The organism is Fontimonas sp. FW305-C-3 (genome assembly GCF_058783185.1).
In genome coordinates this window covers 117,820-139,906 of the sequence record NZ_JBYSYK010000002.1, presented here as the reverse complement: position 1 = coordinate 139,906, position 22,087 = coordinate 117,820, and the positions used below count along the sequence as shown (strand labels likewise).

Genomic DNA, 22,087 nt, shown 5'->3' with positions numbered 1-22,087 from the left:
AGGATTGGGGGAACGATGAGGCAGTCGATGGTGGGTGTAGTGGTGGGCGGTGCCTTGGTGTTGGCTTTGTCGGTGCCGCTGGTTGCCGGCGCACAGGAAGACACGGCGGCTGCCGAGGACATTCTGGATTCGATCGTTCCGGATGAAGCGGATGCAGGCGGCATCGCCGCGCAGCCGCAAGCGGCATCGCCGCCGCCGCCGGCAGCCCCCTACGAGCAGACCATTCCGGTCGATACGCCGGCCGTTGCCGCCGACACGCTGGCGGCGCCGGCCCGGCGCGGTGCTGCGATTGAAGAGATCGTCGTCAGCGCTCGTCGAACCGAGGAAAGCCAGCAGGACGTGCCGATCGCGATCACCGCGATGGACGCCGAAGCACTGCGGCGCGAGTCGATCGGCACGGTCATGGACCTCGCCGGTCGCGTGCCGTCACTGGTGATGAGCACCGGCGGCCAGCAGCGCAGCACGGAATCGCCGACGATCCGCGGCCAGGGTGCGACCTACGGCGGCGGCTCCGGCGTGCTGCTGTACTTCGCGGAGGCGCCGCTGCCGGCGGACACGACGCTGAACAATGTCGGCGGTCCCGGCAAGTTCTTCGATCTGCAGAGCATGCAGGTGCTGAAGGGCTCGCAGGGCACCTTGTTCGGCCGCAATACCACCGGTGGTGCGCTGATCCTGCAGCCGCACAAGCCCGAGAACAATCGGTCTGGCTCGGTGATGGCCGAGACCAGCAGCTACAACGGCAGTGGCTACGAGGCGGTGTTCAACACTCCGCTCGTTGACGACACGCTGCTGCTGCGCGTCGGCGGCAAGTACTTCGACCGCGAAGGTTTTACCAAGGACGTGGCGAACGGCACCGACTACGACAACCGTCACTACTGGACGGTCCGGGCCGGTCTGACCTGGCTGCCGACCGACAATGTCGAAAACTACCTGTTCGCCTACTACACGGAGAACCACGACAACGGCTCCGGTACGGTCATCAAGCGCGCGAACCCCGACAGCCTCAACCGGCTGATCATGTCGAACCTGGGTTTGCAGGCGCTGCCGCTCGTTCCACCGGAGCTTCAACCTGGCTGTCTCGTCTGGGATGCGGCGTTGGCCAGGGAGGCCACCCGCTGCGGCGCGCTTTTTGCGGAAGAGCAGGCGCAGCGCGACAACCGGAGCGTCCAGCTCAGTGGCGATCCGACCGACAATCTGTGGACGAGCGGCATCATCAACGCACTGAGCATAGGCCTGACGGACGAGTTGACGTTGCGCAACATCACGAGCTTTTCGACGCTGGAGCATCAGTATCGCTGGGACACCGACGGATCGCGTGCGATCTGGACCGAATTCACCGAGCCCGACGACCAGCGTCAGGCCGACTTCGGCGTGTTGACCGAGGAGTTGCAGCTGCAGGGCAAGTACCGTGACGGCAAGCTCGTGTTTGCCGCCGGTGGCTATTTCGAACGTCAGGAGCCGAGAGGGCCGGAGACCACCAAGATCGGCGCGCTGTATAACGGTTTGGACGTGGTCTGGAAGCTCGAAAGAAACTCCTACGGTCCGTATGCGCAGACGACCTACGACCTCGGCGACCTGACGGCGTCTCTGGACGGCCTGAAGATCACCGCGGGTGCGCGCTACAGCAAGGACGACATCAAGGGCAGCTCGGTGTTCCGGCAGACCATGTTCGGTATTCCCGCGGCACCGGTCGAGGAGTCCGGCGGCGCGAACGATTCAGCGTTCACCTGGACGATCGGCGCCGACTATCAGTTCGACAACAATCTGGTTTATGGAAAGGTCAGCCGCGGCTACAAGACCGGCGGCTTTGCCATCACCGCCGTCAATCCGAACTACCTGACTTACAAGCCGGAGTTCGTTCTGAACTACGAGATCGGCCAGAAGACGGATTTCTCGATCGGCGAGATACCGGTCCGCATCAACACGGCGATCTACTACACCGACTACACGAACATGCAGCGCAACGGCGTTGACGTGTACTCGGCGCCCGGCTCCGTCGCGCTCGCACCGCGCCTGGGTGCGGCGGTGTTCAATGCGGGCCAGGCCTCGATCGGCGGTTTCGAGTTCGAGGGCACGATCATTCCGTATGAAGGCCTGACGATCGCGGCGAACTATTCGTACACCAAGGGCAAGTACGAGGAATACTTCCTGATCAGCGGCTCGGCAACGCCGCAGCTCGACTGCACCGGCGGCTCGTATCCGCAGGGCTCGGTGATCGACCTGTCGTGCATGCCGTTCCTGTACACGCCGCGGCATCAGTACGCGGTCACCGCGATCTACGAGCTGCCGGTCAGCGACACGCTGGGATCGATCAGCGGCTCGCTGACCTGGACCTGGACCGACCGGAACTACACCTCGGCGACGACGCTGCCGGAAGCCGAGCCGGGCGCCTGGCTCGATTCGCAGGGCCTGCTCAACGCCAGCATCAACTGGGAAAGCATCCTCGGCTCCAGCTACTATCTGCAGGTCTACGGCACCAACCTGCAGGACAAGGAATTCATCATCAGCAATCAGAACGTCTGGACGACGCTCGGCTTCCAGACCGTGACGTACAACGAGCCGCGCATGATCGGCGCGCGACTGGGTTATCGCTGGGGCGAGTAGGGGGAAGGCAAGGCACTTCTAGAGCCTTGAAGCTTGCCTGCATCAGAACGAGCCGCTGAGCCGCAGCACGACCGCACGCGGCGCGATGTAGGTCACGGTGTCACCCGCAGGGAACGGGTTGACCGAGATATTGCTGTTGCCGCGCTCGTCGGTCAGGTTGTTCAGGCTGACGCTGATGCCCGGCCAGTAGCTGTCGCCGATGGGCGTTGCGAACAGATTCAGGTCCAGCGTGCGATAGCCGAAGACCTGCGCCGTGCAGTCGATGGTGTTGCAGGCCTCGCCCAGGTAGGTGTGGCGCAGCGAGATGCCGGACTGCCAGGTTTCCAGCGGCAGCGAGTACTCCAGCGTCGTCGACGTCTGCCAGCGCGGCGCCAGCGGCCAGGGCGAGCCGACGGCGACCGTTCCTTCCTGCTGGGATTCGAACACGACGGTCGTGACCGTCCGGTTCCAGGCAACCGCGGTGTTCAGCGACAGACCCGGCGCGAACGGCGGCAGATAGCGCATCGACAGCTCCACGCCTTCGCCCTTGGCGCCGCCGACATTGTCGATATAGCCGGTCAGGCCGTCGCTGGAGATCTGGTAGATCTGCGGATTCTCCCAATCGATGCGGTAGGCCGATGCGTCGAGGCGCAGAGAGCGATCGAACCAGTCGGACCGCAGGCCAAGCTCGTAGCTCCACAGCGAATCGGACTTGTAGCTGGCCGGCACATCGGTGGTCGGCGTCGAAGCGGAGAGCTGCGGGCCGCCGAAGCGGAAGCCGCGTGAGACGGTGAAGTAAGCGCGCAGCTCATCGGTCGGATGGAACACGATCGACGCCTTGGGGCTGATGCCATCTTCGCTGGCCTGCGCATTGCGGTCGACGACCTGGCCCCGATTCGACGCGCTGTACAGCACGCCGGCGCTCGTGACCCTGCCGCTGGTTTCGATGCGATATCCGCGCGCGCCCAGCGTGACTTCCCAGGACTCGCCGAGTTCGCGGGTCAACTCGCCGAACAGCGCCTGTTCCTTGAGGTTGATGTCGGCGGTCAGCGTGCCGACGCCCAGGGTGTCGGCGAGCGCGTCGGGCTTTCCGGGGCAGGGCGGTGCGAGTAGGCTGTCGAGGATCGGATCCAAAGATGGCGGCAGCAGGCTGCCAAGGATGGAAAGCACCGGTGACAGCGGCAGGTTTGCGCCGGCACCGATGCTGGCGCAGTCGTAGAGGTCGAGATCGTAATAGAACGCGCCGGCCAGCCACTTCCACGGCGAGTCGCCGGGCGCCGAGACCAAACGCAGTTCGTGCGTCATGCCCTCGCTGTGGTTGTCGTCAATGCCGGCCAGCAGTGGCAATGCACCGCCGACGGCGCGCGAAGCGTCGAGGAAGATCTCGAACTGCTTCTTGAAGTAGGAGCTCTGCGCAATCACATCGACACTGTCGAACTCACGTTCGATCGTCAGGCTGCCGAGCGTGTAGCTGGACTCGGACGGACTGGGTCGCGGTGAATCGCCGTGTTCGAGATTGCCGTCGTAGTTGTCGGTGTAGTTCAGATCGTCTTCTTCGGTCTGCTGCGTCGCGCCCATCAGCGAAATCTTCCAGCGATCGGCCGGCAGCCAGGTGAAGCTGCCGCGAAAGCCGGTTTGCGCAAGGGTGTTGATGTCCTGCCGGTCGTTTCTCGTGTCATCGATATAGCCCGGCGCGTCGCGGTGAAAGCCCATCAGGCGGACTGCGGCGGTGTGATCGGCGAAGGGCATGTTGACCGCCGCTCCATAACTCCAGCCATCGCCGCCTTGCTGCGGATACGCGTTGTACTGCGTGAAGTACTTCAGCTGGAAGGTATCGAGCTGCGCAGCCTCCGGCACATATCGGATCAGGCCGTTCAATCCGGTGCCGCCGAACAGTGTTCCCTGCGGACCCTTCAATACTTCGACCGTCGCCATGTCGAAGGGATTGGGGTCGAGCTGCACCTTGGGAGAGAACGGATCGGAGAACGGAATGTCGCCAAACAGCGTGCCGGCGGTCGGGTTGACGTTCAGCGCCGTCGAGATGCCGCGGATCGTGATGCGTTTCGCCGCGCCGCCGGTGCCTTCGTCGGTGAGATTGACGCCCGGCACCAGGCTGACGATCTGCTCGATGCTCTGCACGCCCTGGCGTTCCAGATCTTCGCCGGACAACACGTTGACCGTCGCCGGAATGTTGCGTACCGGCGCGGCGCGCTTGGTCGCGGTGACGACAATCTCCTCGAGCTGGGTGGGTACGCGTTCCTCGCTTACGCCTGCATCGGCAGCCTCGGTCCGCAGCGGGATGACTTCCACATTGCCCACGACCGGCAGCTGCGTTTCGCTGGCCGCTGTTTCGGCGGATGCGGGCTCGGTGACTGCCGGCTCCTGGGCGCCGGCGCGGCATGCGGCGCCGGCCAGCAGGACGGCGATCAGCAAGCGACGGCTAGTGCGCGGGATAGTCATGACTCAGCCTCTGGGGGGGATGCCGCTGCGAAGGGGAGGCTTTAGGACTTCAGGCCGAGCTGATCGATGAAGAACGTCAGCCAGTCGACACTCTGCGCGCGGAGACCGGCCACATCATGTGCGCCATGACCGACGCCTTCGCGCACGCGCATCAGGATCGGATGCGCGCTCGCGTTGGCCGGCTGCATGCGCGCGGTCATCTTGCGGACGTGCCAGGGCGGACAGCGCACATCCTGCTTGCCGGCGTCCAGCAGCAGCGCCGGATAGGCGGTGCCGTCCTTGACGTTCTGGTACGGACTCCAGGCATGCAGCACCTCCGACATTTCGGCGTCGTTGGAATCGCCGTAGTCCAGCGTCGAGGCGGCACAGATCGGATCGCGCACGCGGGCCAGCGCGTCGGTGATCGGCACCTGCGGAATGCTGGCGCGGAACAGGTCCGGGCGCTGGACGGCGACGGCTGTCGCCATCACGCCGCCATTCGAGCCGCCGACGACGCCGAGCTGCGAGGCGGTCGTGATGCCGCGTGCGATCACGTCTTCCGCAATCGCATAGACGTCGTTGAAGCTGTTCTGCTTGTGCTTGAGGCGGCCCTGATGCCACATGTCGGGGCCCAGTTCGCCGCCACCGCGCAGGTGCATGAGCACCAGCACGCCGCCGCCCTTGATCCAGGCAGCAAGCCAGGTGCCGCACCAGCCAGGGATCACCGCAGCCTGGAAGCCGCCGTAACCGTACATTGCCGTCGGCTGCGGCTTCGACAGGTCGATATCGCTGCGCGCAATGACGTGATACGGAACCCGCGCGCCATCCGCGCTGGTCGCGGCGTAATCGTGGATCTGGGCGTCGATCTGTACCTGCGGCTCGGTCAGCGCTTCGACCTTGAGCGTGTGGACGTTGGCCTTGTACAGCGCCGCCGACCGCGCTGGCGACGAGAACGCAAAAATCACGTCGCCATCGGCGCCCTTGCTCACCATGTCGAGCATGCTCCAGATGGCGAACTGCTGGCTGCTCAAGGAGCCCTTGCCCGGCAAGGCAATCTCACCCTTGAGGTTGCCTGCGGTATCGAACACGCGCATGCGTGACCAGGTGTCGACCAGGTCGACCAGGACCAGATGCCCGTCGACGACCAGCAGCGTCGCCAGTACGTTCTGCGATCCTGGAACCAGCTCCTTCCAGGTGCTGCGGTCGGTCGGCGTGGCGAGGGGAATCGACACGAGACGGCCGCACGGCGCGCCGTCGTCGGTCACCGCGTACAGGCGGTCGCCGATGATGTCGCCGCGGAACTGCGCGGTCTCGCCTTTCAGGAACGGCTGCCATGCAGCATCGCTTCCTGCGCTGACGTCGCGGATGTATTCGATGCGCGGGCTCAGGTGATCCGCAATCATCAGCATGTGCCTGCCGTCGGCGGAGGCCTTGACCCACATCATGTCGGCGCTGGCTTCATAAGCTTCGGCCTGGGTCACCGGCGGTGCGCCCAATACGTGCAGGTAGATCTTCGAGCCGCTCGCCATCGCATTCGGATCGCGCGCGTTGACGTAGAAGCCGCTGCTGTCCGGCAGCCAGGCGGCGAAGAAGGCATAGACCTGCGGAATGCTGTCCATCAATACCTGGCCGCTGTCGACGTCGAACACGCGCAGCTCGGCGAGCTCGGTGCCGTTGACGCCCAGGCTCAAGACCAGCTTGCGACCGTCGGGCGATGGCACGAAGCCATCGGCGGTCAGCTTGCGGCCATTGGCTATTGCATTGAGATCGAGGATGCAGCGCCAGGGGCCGGCGACGGCCTCGGCCACTTCGATCACGTGCATGTTCTGGTTCGCCGGCGTGCGCTTGCGGAACCACCGTCCGCCGCTGAACACCGGATCATTGCTCTCGATCACCGGCATCGCAGCCATCAATGCCTCGGCGCGGGCGCGCGCGGGGTTGCTGTTGAGCCAGTCCTGCGTGAGCCGATCCTGCTGCGCCGTCCATTCCAGCGCCTCCGGCGTTTCCTCTTCCAGCCACTGGTAGTTGTCCGTGTAGCTGACGCGGCCGAAGCTGACGGGCACGGGCGTGATCTTGGCGATGGGGTAGTTCATGGTTGATCGATCGGTTTAAGGGGTATGGCGGGAGTGCCGCGAAAGAAAGTTCCTAACGCGCTTTGCCGGCGCTGGCCGGCGGCGTCAGCAGGGCATCGAGATAGGTCGTCAGCCAACGCCGGTAGAGCGTCGTGCCGGTGGCGGCGCCGAGCAGCTTGTTCATCTGCGGCGCGAGCTCGCCGAGGTTTTCCATGTAGGCCTTGCCGGCAAGCGCTTCCTGTTGCGGATTGGCCGGTCGCTGGCTGGCCATCGCCCACGCATTCGGCATGGCGCCGATCAGCGAGTAGATGGCCATTGCCCGGTCGAAGTCGATGCCGGCATCCAACATGACCTTGATGCACTGCTGCGTCATATGGCCGACGACCGCCGCACTGGCCGGCCCGTGAATCTTGACGAGGTAGGGGCGTGCGCGTGCGATCTCGAAGATGTCCAGGCTCAGCCTGAGCAACTGGTCGCGCAGGCTGCTTTTGCTCTTCGCATCCAGCGGGCGTAACTCGGACATGACCTGCGTCGCGACTTCGTCTTCGAGGTCGGCGAGGTTCTTGAAGTAGCGCGACAGCGCGCCGACCGTCATGTCGAGTTCGCGGGCGACGGCACGAAACGTCAAGCTGTCCGGGCCATCGCGATCCAGCATGCGAAGGGCGCATCCAACAATCTCCGCGCGGCTGCGACTGGGGCGGGGCCCGGGGCGAGGGACCGACAGTTCGGCGGCTGACATCGTCTTGCTCTCTCGTTCTGAGGACGCTGTCCTCTATTGAGATACAATGCTGTATGTTTCTGGAGACGTCAAGCCGGATTCGTGAGAAATGAGCGCGGATTCTCTAGGGACTTTCCCCTACAAAGGCGGTCGCCAGGCCGTTACCAGGCTGTCGGCTTGTCGTCCGGTTCTGCGGACTGCGGCAGCACGCTGAAGCGGAAATCCAGCGGCGGTGCCTCATGCAGGAGATGACGGCAGCAATAGTCCATCACCTTGCGGACGGTGTAACGCGTGCGATTGATCGTGTGGTGATTGCGATTCGGCAAGACCATCAGTTCGACCGGCGCATCGACCTCCACCGCGGCCGCGTAGAGCTGCATGATCGGCGGCAGCGGGCAGTTCTCGTCGAGTTCGCCGGCGACGATCAGCAAGGGACTCTTGATCCTATCGACCTGCCGCGTCGCGTCGAGCGATTCGTAGTTCTTCGGGCGCGCGCATTGGTCAGTCCGCAGCGCGCTGCCATTGCCGAAATCCGGATCGCCATGCCAGCCGGTCCAGTGATAGTCCGGGTACATGTTGTGCACCGAGCACAACGGCGCGCCGGAGACGCCGACGGTGAAGACGTCCGGGAACTCGATCATCGCGCGGATCGCCGTGTAGCCGCCGTAGGAAGCGCCGGCGATTCCGACGCGCGAGGTGTCGAGCCAGGCATGGCGTTCGCCGAGCTGGCGGATCGTCGCGGCGTAGTCGTCGAGTCCGATCAGATTCAACTTGCCTTGGCCCGCAGTGGCGAAGGCGCGGTTGCGGCCGGTCGTGCCGCGTGCATCCATGACCATCACCGCGCAGCCCAGCGCGGCCCATACCGCTGGCGCAAACCACAGCGTGAAACCGAGGACGGCCGTGGCGTAGCTGCGCGGGCACGCCGCCATCAGCGGACTCGCGTACTGCGAAACCATCAGGGGTGCCTTGGCGTCCGCGGCGAGGTTTCTGGGGCGATACAGCAGGCCGTGGATTTCGGTCCTGCCATCGGCGGCGAGCGTGACGAACTCCTCCGGTGGCGCATACCCGGCGGCCAGCAAGGCCGAGACATCGGCCTCTTCGATGACATGCTCGCTGCCTTTCTCGATGTTGAGCACGCAAGTCTGTGGCGGCCGCGAAACCGTCGAGCGTGTATAGAAGAGATGCTGGCGATCCGGCGACAGCTGGCTGATGAACTCGGTGCTCTTGGAGATTGCCGAGAGACCGGGATTGATGTCCGCATCGAGTCCTGCGGGCGTCAGCCGGCGCAGTTCGCTGCCGTCGAGGTTGATGCTGTACAGAGAACGCAGGTAAGGGTTGCCGCCCTCACGCCCCTGGGCGGTGAACAGGACGCGACCGGTCTGCGGGTGAACGTCGATCAGATCGCGCACCAGCCATTCGCCCTGCGTGATCGCATTCAGCAACTCGCCGGTCTTGCCGTCGTACAGATACAGGTGGCCCCAGCCCGAGCGATGGCTGTACCAGATGACACGATCGAGATCGCCGACAACCGCGACGGCGGGCTGACTGTAGGAAGTGGTATTGAGCTCGACGCGCGGTTCGTCTTTCTCGGAGATGACGATGCGAGTGCTGCCGTCGGCGAGGTCGATGTCGAGCAGATAGGCCGCCCGCTGCTGCACGCCGAACATCACTGCGCGCACGCGGCGGCAGTCGGCGCTCCACGCCCAGCTGCGCACTGCTTCCCAGTCCTGGTGCAGATGCAGCTGGTCCTCCGGCAACGCCAGCGGCGTCAGCCGGCGGGTCTCGATGTCGAGGCACAGCCAGCGGATCGTCGGCGCGGCTTCGCCGGTCAGCGGCATCCGCGGCAGATGCAGCTTCGGCCGGAAGCTGCCGTCATGCGGCGCGTTCTCCACGTACGGATACGGCTGCACATGCCGCTGATCGATGCGCCAGACGATGAGCTTGCTGCTGTCCGGTGCCCAGACCACACCCGCCGGCTGGTCGTTGCCGCCGATGCGGCTGCGCGGAATGTGCCCGGCCTTGTAGTTGCCGTGGTAGATGGCGTAGCCGTCGTCCGGCGATCCGTCGCGGGTGATCTGCCGTGCCTCGCCGCCGGCCTCGGCCAGCCACAGATTGCCGTCGCGCTGACTCAGCAGCCATCGGCCGTCCGGCGATCGCGACGGACCGTGCGCCGGCGCAACATCGCCCAGCACCGTCGGCTCGCCGCCGGTGCGCGGATAACGCAGGCGCTGCTTTTTATGTGTGAACTCGATGGAATCGGCGCCCATGTGCGTCACCGAAATCGGCAGCTTGTTCGCCGCCGCTTCGTGCCCCAGGCCGCGCAGTGCCTGCGCCAGCTGTTCATGATCGAAGGCCGGGCGGCGCTGGCCGGAGGCGGCGTCGATGACGACCCATTCGCAGCCCTCGGCGCTGTCGCGCGCGTACCAGCATTCCGCACGATCCTCGATCCAGCGAATGGCCGGCGCCGCGTTGCGGATCTTGGCGGCGGCGAGGGCGGGCAGCAGGCCTTCGGCCTCGGTGTACCGCTCATGCATGCTCATGGAATCAAGCGGCTCCATCGATTGTCTGAGGACAACGTCCTCTGTTTATATACATTGTTGTATTATTCGTGCAACGTCAAGCAATGGGCGGCGCTCTGGCGCCCGCCACCGGCTCGTTTCAATTCGATTGTGAGGCAAGGCTCGTGGGTCTGGACAACATCAAGGCAGTCATCGAACGCAGCATCGTGTGGGACAACCACGCCTGCATGCCCCTGCGCCCCGAGGACAAGGATTTCCTGCCGCAGATCGCGCGCCACAAAGCGGCCGGCGCGAGTGTCGTGATCCTCAATGTCAGCTGCGACTGCGAACCGCAGCGGCCCTTCGAGATGATCGAGTCCTTCCGCTCGTGGCTGGCGGCGCGGCCGGCGGAGTACATCATCGGCGCCGGTGTTGCCGACATCGAGCGCGCCAAGCGGGAAGGCAAGCTCGCGGTGTTCTTCGACGTCGAGGGTGCGATCCCGGTGCAGGATGATCCGGCGGTCGTCTCGCGTCTCTATGCGCTCGGCGTGCGCTGGATGCTGCTCGCCTACAACCGCAACAACAAGCTCGGCGGCGGCTGCCAGGACGAGGACATCGGCCTGACCGCGCAGGGCCGGCTCGTGCTCGACGAGATGAGGAACGCCGGCATGCTGCTGTGCTGCACGCACACCGGCGAACGCACGGTGCGCGAGGCCATGGAGTACATCCAGCGCCCGGTGATCTTCTCGCACTCCAATCCGCGCGCCATCCACGATCATCCACGCAACATCACCGACGACATGATCCGCGCCTGCGCCGCCACCGGTGGCGTCATCAACGTCAATGGCATCGGCATCTTTCTCGGCCACAACGACAACACGACGCAGACCTATGTACGGCACGTGCAATATGTCGCGGACCTCGTCGGTCCGCAGCACGTCGGCATCGGCCTCGACTACGTCTTCGACAGCAAGGAACTGGATGACTACGTCACCAGCAATCCGCGGACCTTCCCGCCGGCGCTCGGCTACGGCGCCGGCATCAAGATGATCGAGCCCGAGCGCATTCCCGCCATCGCCGAAGACTTGCTCGCCGCCGGCTGGAGCGATGTGGATCTCCAAGGATTCCTCGGCGCGAACAACCTGCGCGTCGCCCGCGCAGTCTGGAAATGAGCCCGGTGAACCAGATCCAAAGCGGTACCCCATTGCGCCGCAGCGTCCTGCTGGCTTTCGTACTGCCAAGCGTGGTGCTCGGCATCATGCACGGGCCGGAGGCGCAGATTCAGGCGGTCTACGCCAAGCATGCCGGTCTTTCGCTGTCGGCTCTGGCGGTCGCCATCCTGCTGACGCGATTGTTCGACGGTGTCACGTATCCGCTGATCGGTTACCTGTCCGACCGCAGTTTCGCGCGCAGTGGCACGCGCAGGAGCTGGACCATCGCGGGTTCGATCATTTCGGTCGTCGGCATCTGGTTCCTGATGCGCCCACCGCCGGGTGTGACGATCTGGTATTTCGGTATCTGGTCCGCCGTGACGTATCTGGGCTGGAAGGTCATCGAGATTCCGCTGCAGGCCTGGAGTTACGGGCTCAGCACCGACTATGCCCAGCGCGCAAGAGTGCAGGCCTGGCGTGCCTTCGCCATGATCGCCGGGCCCATGCTGTTCTTCGCAACCCCGTTCCTGGCCGTGAAGTTCGGCTACTCGGACAGCACGGAGATCGACTTCCGCACGCTCGGTTTCGCCGCCGTGATCTGTCTGTGGGCATTGCCGCTGGCCACCGCGATCCTGGTGCTGCGGGTGCACGCGGGGCAGGCGGCACCACCTGTCGCGACTGCTCGCTTCGGCGCGAAGGAAGTCTTTGCCGCCGTCCGCGACAACAAGCCCTTGCTGTGGCTGCTCGCGGCATTCCTGCCGTTCTGCGTGCTCGGCCAGCTGTCCAGCGGCGTCAGTTATTTCTTCATCGATACCTACCTGGGACTGAGCCAGCAGTTTCCCGCCATCATGATGGTTTCCCTGCTCGCGACCGTCGCCGGCATTCCGTTCTGGTCGGCCTTGGCCGCGCGTTACGAGCGGCATCGCGTGTGGGCGATCTCGCTGATCGGCTGCGGCACGGCGTTGGGCTCGCTGGCCTTGCTGTCGCCGGGAGAATTCGCGCTGCCGTTCATCTTCGTCCTGTATCCGACGGGCACGTTCTGCCTGATCGGCTATGTCATCGTGCTCACGATGTCTGCCGACATCGTCGACTATGGCCGGCTGCATACCGGCCAGGACCACGGTGGACTCTACGGTTCAATGGTTGCGTTCATGCAGAAGTCGCTGATGAGCGTCACGACGGCCGCGGGCATCGCGCTGGTCGGGCTGTTCGGCTTCGATGCGACCGCATCGGTGCAGTCCGCGGGTGGCGCGCTGGGCATCAAGCTGGTCAGCTCCGTCATTCCCGCGCTGGGCCTGTTCGGCTCGGCGATCATCATCTGGAACTATCCGCTGACGCGTGCGCGCACGGAGGAAGTCCAGAAGGCGCTGGCCGAGCGTGACGGCCTTGCACGGAAGGACTGACGGCCGCGAACCCACGGTCGCCGCAGCAGTGCAGTGCGGGCGCCGCCGCGCTGCGGCTCAGCGCAGCCTGAGCGCTTCGCCCTCGAAGGCAATGCCGCTCCAGCCAGAGCGCATGAACGTGCGGATGTTCTGGTGGTCGCTCGCGTCCGGATTCTTCAGCACGTCGTCGCGGTAGTAACGGCCGAAGCAGGCGAGGGTTTCGTCCTCGTCCAGGTTCTGCAGCTTGGCGAACGCAAAGATCTTGCAGGAACCGCCGTTCTGGCCGGCGGCATTCAGCACCTCGCCATTGCGAAAGGCGGTGGGCGTGTATTCGTAGTGCGCTTCGATCGCCGCGATCGTTTGAGCGAACTCGATCTGCGCGGGGGTTTGGCGCAGCTGCTGGAGAAATGCGTTCAGAGACATGACGAGCTGGATTGCGTAGGGACGCGCAGTTTAATGGCTCGATCGGTCCTCCGCGCGCACACGCTACGCAGCGGCATGCAGGCGTTGACGGAAGAACTCGATGACCCGGGCTTCTGCCTTCTTGGTCGGGCCGGTGGGATCGTCGTCGCGAAGATTGATCGTCAGCACGGCATGCGGCTTGGCGCCGGGATTGGGCTGCGCGTCGGCTGGGTCGATCTCGATCGCTTCGAAGCGATCGCCGAAGCAGCGCTTGTAGGTTGCGAAGCGCTCCGCCGGCACCATGGGATCGCCGTGAAAACGCATGCCGATCGCGCTGAGGTTCTCGGTCTGCAGCCGTTGCTGGACGACGCGGATCTCTTCCGCCGACAAGCCGATGTCCGCACGCCGACGCGCGCCGATCGCGACCGGCAAGGATGGTTGCGACAGCACCGGCGCGATCACCGCAGGCTCGGTCATCATCGCCATCGCGAAATTGCCGGTCAGGCACATGCCGATCGCGCCGACGCCGGGGCCGCCGCATTCAAGATGGGCCTTGCGCGCCAGTGCCCGCAACCAATCCACGATCGGGCCGGACTGGCCGACGGCCCAGGCGCCGAACTCGCGGCGGATGCACAGCGCCTTGAAGATCTGCGCGCTCGCATAGCCAGGCGTGACCTCGCGGCCCGGATCGCCCAGCAGACTCGGCAGATAGACGCGGTGCCCGGCCTCGACGATGCGTTCGGCAAAGCGCAGCACGAGCGGATGGATGCCGGGAACCTCATGCATGACGATGACGGCCGGACCTTCACCGCGAACAAAGACCTGGCGCGCAATCCCGCCCTCTTCGAAGTCGAAACTCGAATAGCGATCGAGTGTCATGGAGAGTCCTTTCGAGGGCGAACCGGTGATGGAGAAGCGTACCTGCGGCAAAGCATCGTCTTGAAGCGACAGCCTTGCGTTCAGGTCACGACGCGCAGCGGTGCATTCCTGCTCGCCAGCAGATAGCCGATCAGCGACAGGATACCGGTGACAACGCCGATGATCGTCAGCGACGCGGCGAGGTGATGCTCGCCGCCCATCGCGGTGCTGCCGAGCGTCACGAGCGTCGGCGCCAGGCTCAGGCCGATCACCGAGTTGATGATGCCGAACGAGGCCATGCACAAGCCGCGCTCCTCGTTGGGGATCAGCACCGCGATGGCGGTCGAGGCGACGATATTGATCACCGAGCCGGCCATCAGCAGCAGGCACAGCATCACCGCGAAGCCGACGACGGTCGGCATCAGCGGATACAGCGCGGTCGGAATGCCGACGCCGGTCGCGACGACCGCCGCGATCAGGATGCCGCCGCGGCGATTGAGCCGATGACCCCAATCGGCACCGAAGCCGCCGATCACCGAACCCAGCAGTCCGCCGAGCAGGATGATGCCGCCCATCCAGGCGGCGAACTGGTTGGGTTCGAGATGGAAATTGCGAATCAGCACCGGCGCGGCCCAGATCGTCGCGGCGGTGTCGGCCATCGCCACGCCGAGATGGCCGGCGAACAGCGGAATCAGGAAACCGCGCCGGCTCCACAACGCACGCAAGGTCGCGCGCAGCGCCGGATTGGCGTCCTGCACTTCATGGCGCAGCGGTTCGCGGGTCGCCAGCAAGGGCAGCAGCAACACGGCGCCGGCGATGCCGACGACGATGTGGATCTGGCGCCACGCCGGCAGACCGGCGAGCCACTGGATGGGGTTCTGTTCGAACACCGGCAACAGGGCGCCGCCGACGACATAACCGGCCGCGATGCCGGACACCGCGCCGAAGGCCAGCACGATCAGCGCCCGTCCGCGACTGTGCGCGGGGCACAGGTCGGCGGCCAGCGAGATGGCCACCGTCAGCGCGCAGTTGGCGCCGAGCGACGCGAGCATGCGGGCGACGAACAGGGTGTCGATGGTCTCGGCGTAACCGGTCCACACGGTGCCGATCGTGCAGATCGCGATCAGCGCGGAGAGCAGGCGAATGCGGTTGCCATGGTCGGTGATCCAGGCGACCGGCAGCGAGAACAGGCCGATCGGCAAACCGATGGCGATGCCCTGGATGAGGCTGATCTGGAAATCGCTCAGCGCAAGATCGAGCTTAACCGCTTCCTGCAGCGGCCCGAAGGCCATGCGCATCAGGCCGCCGCCAAACAGCACGACGGTCAGCCAGAGAATCCGCGACCACTGGGTGTGGACGATCGGCTCGATCGATCCCAGCGGGGCCCGAGACAGCGGCATTGATGTCTCAAACAAGGGCGGCTCCACCAACGATGGATTCGGCAGCGCGGGCGTGCAAAACGCGCGGCGCAAAGGGAGGGATATGCATCCCGGCAACTTAGTCGCATGGCGCGCGCCGCGCCCCTACCTTATCGGGAGGGCCTTGCGCTCATCTCAGGATGTGCGGCGCCCGCGCACGGACCAGCACCTCGCGCTCGCGGATCGACAGCAGGCGCGTCGCCGCGGGGTCGCCGCTCGAAGCTGGCGTCGGTGCCGACACCGGCTCGCTGTCGCCCTCGCTCAGCTGCCGCGACTGCAGCAGATATGCCTTGTGCGCATCGAACTGCGGGCACCATACTGGCGCGATGCGCAGCGCCGCGTCGCGTCGGCTGAGAGAAGAAGCGCCATGAACGCAACGAGTGGCTATGTAAAACCGGCGCGCGGGCTGATCGGCCTGCGTCTGAAGGCGCTGATGGCGTTCGCCGCATGGTCGGCACGCCTCGGTCTCGGCGACACCCTGCAACAGATCGCCGGGCAGCCGGTGGCAAAGCGCAAGGCCAACAAGGCTGCTGGCTGGATGACGTATCCGCTGCCGCCGGACGTGGCGACGTCGTACCGGCACATCGCATCGCAATCGGGCCCGCTGATGCTCAAGGAGTATCGCCCGTCGCAGCTGAACGTCGATGCGCCGCGCGTCCTGTTCCTGCATGGCGGCGGCTGGCTCACCGGCGGTGTCGATACGCTGGACTATCTTTGCGCCAGCCTGTGCCGCTCCGCGCGCTGTCTTGTGCTGTCCGTCGACTACCGGCTCGCACCGGAGACGAAGTTCCCCGGCGGGCTGGAAGATTGCTACGACGCCCTGCAGTGGCTGGCAAGCGATACGTCTCTGGGCGCCGTGCCTGCCGCGGGTGTCGCCATCGTCGGTGAGAGCGCGGGCGCCAATCTCGCCGCCGCGCTGTGCGTGCTGAATGCGCGTCGGGGTGGACCGGCGATCTGCCATCAGACACTGATCTACCCCTGCGTCGACGCGACACTGCAGTCGCCGTCGACGGATTACGGCCCGCCGGGATTCCAGAAGAAGGAGTTCGTGCAGCTGATCGACAACTATCGCGGATCGGCTGCGCTGACCGATCCGCTGCTGTCGCCCCTGTTCGCCGAGAACCACGCGCAGCTGCCGCCGGCGCTGATCATCACCGCGGATCTGGATCCGGCGCGCGACGACGGCTCGCGCTACGCCCAGTGTCTATCCGAGGCTGGCGTGCAGGTGCGTTATCTCAACTATGTCGGCATGCCGCACGGCTTCTTCTTCATGCCGCGTATCTGCAAGGCCGCGGACGAGGGGATCCGCGAGATCGCCGCAGAGATCTCAGAAATCGCATCAAGGGCGAGGGCCGCCTGATCCGGTCTGGCGCGTCGGCGGCTGAAGCCACGCGCGCCGATGGTGCTTGAGCCTAGCGATCGACAGCCCGCTTCGATCGCTACTGCGGCAATTGCGTTGTTGTCATCGTTGCCGGTATCAGCGTGTATCCGTATCTACAGCGCTGATAGGCGACATCCTTGACGCCTGCGTTGTCCGCCAGGCATTCGTCGTGCGATCTCGGTGGCACTCTTCGGGTGACCGTCCGCATCGGTGCGGGATCGGACAGCGTCGTTCGAAGATCCGTCGTGACGGGGCCAGCGGGTTCGACGGTATGGCCGGCATTGGCTGAGATCGTCCAAGCGGCTAGAAGCCCCAGTATCCAAATTCTGTGCGCCACGATCATTCTCCCAAAGCCATGAATCGATGCTGACAGCGCTCGATTAACGCGCGCCTAATAGATGAAGACAGTTTGGTTGCCGAGGGTCGCGACTCGGAGAGGAGTATCGACAGCTCAAAATGCGGCGCCGATTCTAGTCAGGCCTGGCGCGGAAAAATGTAGATGTTTCCTCCCGGTAGCCTTGGCGGTCTGACGCCGCGCGAACGGCGTTCTTGAGGGGATTGCATCGCTGCGCCGTTCAGCTGCGTCTCATGCAGCTACCGCAAAGTAAGATCGCGATGCCCACAGACCTCACTGCAATGAAGCCACCGCTGCTCAGCACCGAAACCGCGTTCATGTCGGACTTCGACGGCACCCTGGTCGAGCTCGCACCGCATCCTGATGCAGTGTCCGTATCTGCCGGGCTCGCGGGCTGGCTCCATCAACTGGAAAAGTTTCTTGGAACCGCGCTTGCCATCGTGACCGGACGTCGCCTGTCCGATGTGGACAGTCACCTGGCGCCGCTGCAGCTGATGGGCGCTGGCGCGCATGGTGCCGAAGTGCGCGTCGCCAAGGGTGGGACCACGACCGCGGTCGTGGCGCCGCTGGAGCAGCCGCTCGTCGCCGCCATCGATGCCATCCTGACGGACTTGCCGGGTGTCTGGCTGGAGAACAAGACCTTCGCATTGGCCGCCCATTTCCGGGACAACCCGGCGGCGGAGGCGGAATGCATGACACGCATACAGCAGGTTGCCGCGATGTTTTCCGACGTTGAAGTGTTCAACGGACATTGCGTCATCGAGCTGCGGGTCAGAGGCGTCAGCAAAGGTCTGGCCGTCCAGTCCATCTTGGCTTCTCCGGCATTTTCCGGGCGGGTGCCGATATTCGTCGGAGACGACTTCGCTGACGAAGGGGCTTTTCTTGCAGTGCAGGCCGCCGGCGGGCACGGCGTGAAGGTCGGTATCGGCGACAGCAGTGCGCACTACCGCCTGCCGGATGTCGCCGCCGTCCATCAGTGGATCTGCGAATCGCTCATGCAGCTGCGGCAGGAATCATGACCATGGTCTCGAATCGAGTGTCGGCGCGAAGGCTGATTGCAGTATCGAACCGGATCGGCCCCATTCGCGATGCCCCCCAGGCCGGCGGCCTCGCGGTTGCATTGGTCGACGCGCTGCGCGAGCGCGGCGGCCTTTGGTTCGGGTTTGGCGGCAAGCTTTCCGCCAATCCGCGCCAGGAACTGCAGTTCGACAGCAACGAGGGGCTCGAGACTGCCACGCTTGAGCTCAACACCGCGGATTACAACGCTTACTACAACGGCTACTCGAACGGCTGCCTGTGGCCGCTGTTTCACTTTCGGCCCGACCTTGTCCATTACCATCGGGAAGACTACGACGCCTACCTGCGCATCAATGAGCGTTTCGCCGATGCCCTGGCGCCGATGCTGAATGAGGCTGACGTCATCTGGGTTCACGATTTCCATCTGATCCCGCTTGCATCGATGCTTCGTGCACGAGGATGCCGGCAGAAGATCGGATTCTTCCTGCACATTCCGTTTCCGGCGCACGATCTTCTGGTGACCTTGCCATCGCATCGCACCTTGATGCAGCAACTCTGCGACTACGACCTGATTGGAGTGCAAACCCAGGTAGACCTCGAACGTCTTCATCAGGGTTTCGACAAAGTGCTCAAACTGGCCCTTGAGCCGTCGGGCGAGGTCTGGCGCGCTTCGGTATCCGGTAGAACACTGCGTACCGGCGTGTATCCGGTCGGAATAGACGTCGATACGTTCTCCGAGATGGCCACATCCAGCAAGGCCTTGCGGACCGTGAGAAAGATGCAGGCCGAGCTTCGCGGGCGGACGCAGATCATCGGCGTCGATCGGCTTGATTACGCAAAGGGCCTGATCCGTCGCGTCGAGGCCTATGAGCGTTTCCTGAAACGGTATTCGCGTGCGCATGGCCGGGTGGAGTATCTGCAGATCTCCCCGGTCAGTCGCGGCGAAGTGCTGGCCTACCACGACTTCCGTGAGCAGATGGAGCGTGCAGCAGCCAGAGTCAACGGCAGCTACTCCCGCTACGACTGGACGCCGCTGCGCTATATCAACAGCCCGCTGTCGCGATCGACGCTGGCTGCGCTGTACCGCTCCAGCAAGATCGGCTTCGTCACGCCGTTACGGGACGGGATGAATCTTGTGGCGAAGGAGTACGTCGCGGCTCAGGACCCCGAGGATCCCGGTGTTCTGGTGCTGTCGGAATTTGCCGGCGCCGCCAGGCAAATGGACGCCGCCGTGCTGACCAATCCTTACGACAGCGACGCCGTTGCCGATGCCCTGGAGAGGGCCCGTGTCATGCCCTTGCCTGAGCGACGCGAACGGCATGAAGAACTCATGCGCGGACTTCGTCAGCTCGACTCGCATCGCTGGCAGCACGACTATCTGCAAGAGTTGAGCGGCGACGTCCCGGCAGGACGGATGGCCGCGTGAAGAGGCGCCGGCCAGGCTCGACGCACGCGGGCCACGAGTGCCGTCGCTCCCTGCGAAGCCGTTGCCGGCAAGGATGACCGCCGGCCATGACTTCCGGGCGCCGGGTGTCCCTGATTGCAGCAGGTTTGTTCATGCTCCAGGGATGCGCCACGCTTCCGGATGCAAGCAGCATCAAAGCCCCTGCGGGGCAGGTGGATTTCGAGGGCTCCAAAGGTCTGGTCTCCGCGAGAAAGGGTGCCGAGATCATCTCGCGCATCGAAGCCGGCAGCGGTGCGTCTGATCTTCTCGACCGGCATCTGGCCTACGAGCAGTCGCTCAACGCGGGCAATCCGCTCGTTCTCGGCAACAAGCTCACGTTGCTGCAGAACGGCCCCGAAACCTACAAGGCCATGTTCGCCGCCATCGATGCGGCCAAGGACCACATCAATCTCGAGACCTACATCTTCGAAGATGACGAAGTCGGGGCGCGGTTTTCCGAGCGCTTGATTGCGCGTCAGGCCGCCGGGGTGCAGGTCAACCTGATCTACGACAGCGTCGGCAGCCTGACGACCCCTCGAGCCTTCTTCGATCGCCTTCGTGAAGCCGGCATCAAGGTCGTCGAGTTCAATCCCGTCAATCCGCTGGCCGACAATGCGAAGACCTGGCTGGTCAACAACCGGGATCATCGCAAGCTGCTGGTCATCGACGGAAGGGTTGCCTTCGTCGGCGGCATCAATATCAGCAATACCTATTCCAGCTCGCCCGCGAAGAGTTCCTCGCGCAGCGCAACGCCGGCCAAGGCGAACGAGGGCTGGCGCGACACGCATATCCGGATCGAAGGCCCCGTCGTCGCCGAGTTCCAGAAACTGTTCATCGAAACCTGGACCAAGCAGAAAGGCGATTCCCTGGTCGGGCGGAACTACTTCCCGGAGGTCAAGACGCAGGGCAATGAGATTGTGCGGGCCATCGGCAGCTCGCCAGACGATCCGGAAAGCCTGATCTACCTGACGTTGATGTCGGCGATTGAACATGCCGAACGGGAAGTGCTGCTGACGATTGCCTACTTCGCACCCGACCCGCAACTGCTCGATGCCTTGAAGAATGCCGCGCGCCGCGGGGTTGACGTCAAGCTCCTGTTGCCGAGCAAGACCGACTCCGGGCAGATCTTCCACCTTGGGCGTTCCTACTACTCACAACTGCTGCGCAGCGGCGTCAAGATCTACGAACGACGCGGCTCCATCATGCACGCGAAGGTCATCTGCATCGACGACGCGTGGTCCACGATCGGTTCGACCAATCTGGACTGGCGCAGCTTTCTGCACAACGACGAAGTCAACGCGGTGATCCTGGGGCATGGGTTCGCAAGCCAGGTGGAGGCGGCGTTCACTGCCGATCTCAAGGAGTCCGATGCGATAGCACTCGACGAGTGGCGGAAGCGCTCCCTGCTCCTGAAGCTCAAGGAGCGCTTCGCACGTATAGGAGCGTACTGGCTATGATCCGTTCGACGCTGGCGATGCTTGTCGGGGGCGCCACCGCGCTGCTGTTGGCCGCTGCCTCTGCAGCTCACGCACAGGATGCCGCGGCCTTGAAGTCACGGCATGCTGTCCTCGCAGCGAGCCTCGACAGCAACCCGTTCCAGAGACCCGTCCACCTGGAATCCAGCGACCGCGAGGATCGGCTCGCGGGCGACATCTATGCGCGCATCGATCTTCCGTACGCGACCGTCGGTCCTGCGCTGAAAGGCATCGAAAGATGGTGCGACATTCTGATCCTGCATCAGAACGTCAAGCAGTGCCGGCCGTCCGGCAGTGATGACAGCAAGTTGACGCTGAGCGTCGGGCGCAAGTTCGACCAGCCCGTGGCGGATGCGCAGCAGTTCGAGTTTCAGTACGAAGAAGGCATCGCCAGCGCCGATTACCTGCAGACCAGCCTGCACTCGGCGAAGGGGCCTTTCGGCACCAGCGACTATCGCATCACGCTCGAACTCGTGGCGCTGGATGCCCAGCGCAGCTTCCTGCACTTGTCGTATGCCTACCGCAGCAGCGTCATGGCACGCGTGGCGACACGCGGATATCTTGCGACGATCGGGCGCGACAAGGTCGGCTTCAGCCGTGCCGGTTCGTCAGCGGACGGATCGCCGGTTTACGTTGCCGGTACACGCGGCGTGATCGAGCGGAATACGATGCGCTACTACCTGGCGATCGAGGCCTACCTCGGCGCATTGACGGCGCCTTCGTCGGAGCAGGTCGAAAAGCGCCTCAACGATTGGTACAGCGGCACCGAGCGCTATCCGCGGCAGTTGCACGAACTTGAGCGTGACGAATACCTGGAGATGAAGCGCAAGGAAATCCGGCGTCAGCAGGTGCTCGACGCCCGGATTTCATCCCAATCTTCGCCCAGCGCTTAGT

At 64.4% G+C, this 22,087-nt stretch carries 15 protein-coding genes; 8 read left to right on the top strand and 7 right to left on the bottom strand.

Annotated features, from left to right (window positions below; translation table 11 throughout):
* Window positions 1-15: 15 nt before the first annotated feature.
* Entirely contained in the window at window positions 16-2,604 is a 2,589-nt protein-coding gene (locus tag AC3WUF_RS06795; protein ID WP_492423809.1) for a TonB-dependent receptor, read from the top strand.
* Between the two features lie 42 nt (window positions 2,605-2,646).
* Here the strand turns inward: AC3WUF_RS06795 and AC3WUF_RS06790 are convergent, their stop codons facing one another.
* From AC3WUF_RS06790 to AC3WUF_RS06775, 4 genes are all read right to left on the bottom strand, one after another.
* Window positions 2,647-5,043 carry a TonB-dependent receptor gene (locus AC3WUF_RS06790; RefSeq protein WP_492423807.1) on the bottom strand — a complete coding sequence of 799 codons (2,397 nt, stop codon included), beginning with the start codon at window positions 5,041-5,043 and terminating at the stop codon, window positions 2,647-2,649.
* Window positions 5,044-5,084: 41 nt separating this feature from the next.
* Complete coding sequence (locus AC3WUF_RS06785; RefSeq protein WP_492423805.1) at window positions 5,085-7,115, bottom strand: prolyl oligopeptidase family serine peptidase; 2,031 nt, start codon at window positions 7,113-7,115, stop codon at window positions 5,085-5,087.
* A gap of 52 nt (window positions 7,116-7,167) precedes the next feature.
* Window positions 7,168-7,749 carry a TetR/AcrR family transcriptional regulator gene (locus AC3WUF_RS06780; protein WP_492423803.1) on the bottom strand — a complete coding sequence of 194 codons (582 nt, stop codon included), beginning with the start codon at window positions 7,747-7,749 and terminating at the stop codon, window positions 7,168-7,170.
* 224 nt (window positions 7,750-7,973) lie between these two features.
* Window positions 7,974-10,352, bottom strand: a complete 2,379-nt coding sequence (locus tag AC3WUF_RS06775; protein WP_492423801.1) for a S9 family peptidase — start codon at window positions 10,350-10,352, stop codon at window positions 7,974-7,976.
* 143 nt (window positions 10,353-10,495) lie between these two features.
* Here AC3WUF_RS06775 and AC3WUF_RS06770 point away from each other — a divergent pair, with 143 nt between their 5' ends.
* Both AC3WUF_RS06770 and AC3WUF_RS06765 read left to right on the top strand, forming a co-directional pair.
* A complete protein-coding gene (locus tag AC3WUF_RS06770; protein WP_492423799.1) occupies window positions 10,496-11,482 on the top strand; it encodes a dipeptidase in 987 nt (328 codons plus the stop codon).
* A gap of 5 nt (window positions 11,483-11,487) precedes the next feature.
* The gene (locus AC3WUF_RS06765) at window positions 11,488-12,864 is read left to right on the top strand and encodes an MFS transporter (protein WP_492423797.1); all 1,377 of its coding nucleotides are present in this window, start codon (window positions 11,488-11,490) and stop codon (window positions 12,862-12,864) included.
* Window positions 12,865-12,921: 57 nt separating this feature from the next.
* Here AC3WUF_RS06765 and AC3WUF_RS06760 read toward each other — a convergent pair whose 3' ends face one another.
* From AC3WUF_RS06760 to AC3WUF_RS06750, 3 genes are all read right to left on the bottom strand, one after another.
* Window positions 12,922-13,266, bottom strand: coding sequence for a HopJ type III effector protein (locus AC3WUF_RS06760; protein WP_492423795.1), 345 nt, complete (start codon window positions 13,264-13,266; stop codon window positions 12,922-12,924).
* Window positions 13,267-13,329: 63 nt separating this feature from the next.
* Complete coding sequence (locus AC3WUF_RS06755; protein WP_492423793.1) at window positions 13,330-14,124, bottom strand: dienelactone hydrolase family protein; 795 nt, start codon at window positions 14,122-14,124, stop codon at window positions 13,330-13,332.
* Window positions 14,125-14,204: 80 nt separating this feature from the next.
* The gene (locus AC3WUF_RS06750; RefSeq protein ID WP_492423791.1) at window positions 14,205-15,503 is read right to left on the bottom strand and encodes an MFS transporter; all 1,299 of its coding nucleotides are present in this window, start codon (window positions 15,501-15,503) and stop codon (window positions 14,205-14,207) included.
* Between the two features lie 385 nt (window positions 15,504-15,888).
* Between AC3WUF_RS06750 and AC3WUF_RS06745 the strand changes: the two genes are divergently transcribed.
* From AC3WUF_RS06745 to AC3WUF_RS06725, 5 genes are all read left to right on the top strand, one after another.
* On the top strand, window positions 15,889-16,881 hold the full coding sequence (locus AC3WUF_RS06745; RefSeq protein ID WP_492423789.1) for an alpha/beta hydrolase: 993 nt from the start codon (window positions 15,889-15,891) through the stop codon (window positions 16,879-16,881).
* Between the two features lie 657 nt (window positions 16,882-17,538).
* Window positions 17,539-18,276, top strand: a complete 738-nt coding sequence (gene otsB, locus AC3WUF_RS06740) for a trehalose-phosphatase (RefSeq protein WP_492423787.1) — start codon at window positions 17,539-17,541, stop codon at window positions 18,274-18,276.
* The gene (locus AC3WUF_RS06735) at window positions 18,273-19,700 is read left to right on the top strand and encodes an alpha,alpha-trehalose-phosphate synthase (UDP-forming) (RefSeq protein ID WP_492423785.1); all 1,428 of its coding nucleotides are present in this window, start codon (window positions 18,273-18,275) and stop codon (window positions 19,698-19,700) included. The genes otsB and AC3WUF_RS06735 overlap by 4 nt, the downstream gene beginning before the upstream one ends.
* Before the next feature lie 191 nt (window positions 19,701-19,891).
* A complete protein-coding gene (gene cls, locus AC3WUF_RS06730) occupies window positions 19,892-21,175 on the top strand; it encodes a cardiolipin synthase (RefSeq protein WP_492423783.1) in 1,284 nt (427 codons plus the stop codon).
* Entirely contained in the window at window positions 21,172-22,086 is a 915-nt protein-coding gene (locus AC3WUF_RS06725) for a hypothetical protein (protein ID WP_492423781.1), read from the top strand. Before cls ends, AC3WUF_RS06725 begins: the two co-directional genes overlap by 4 nt.
* Window position 22,087: the final 1 nt, after the last annotated feature.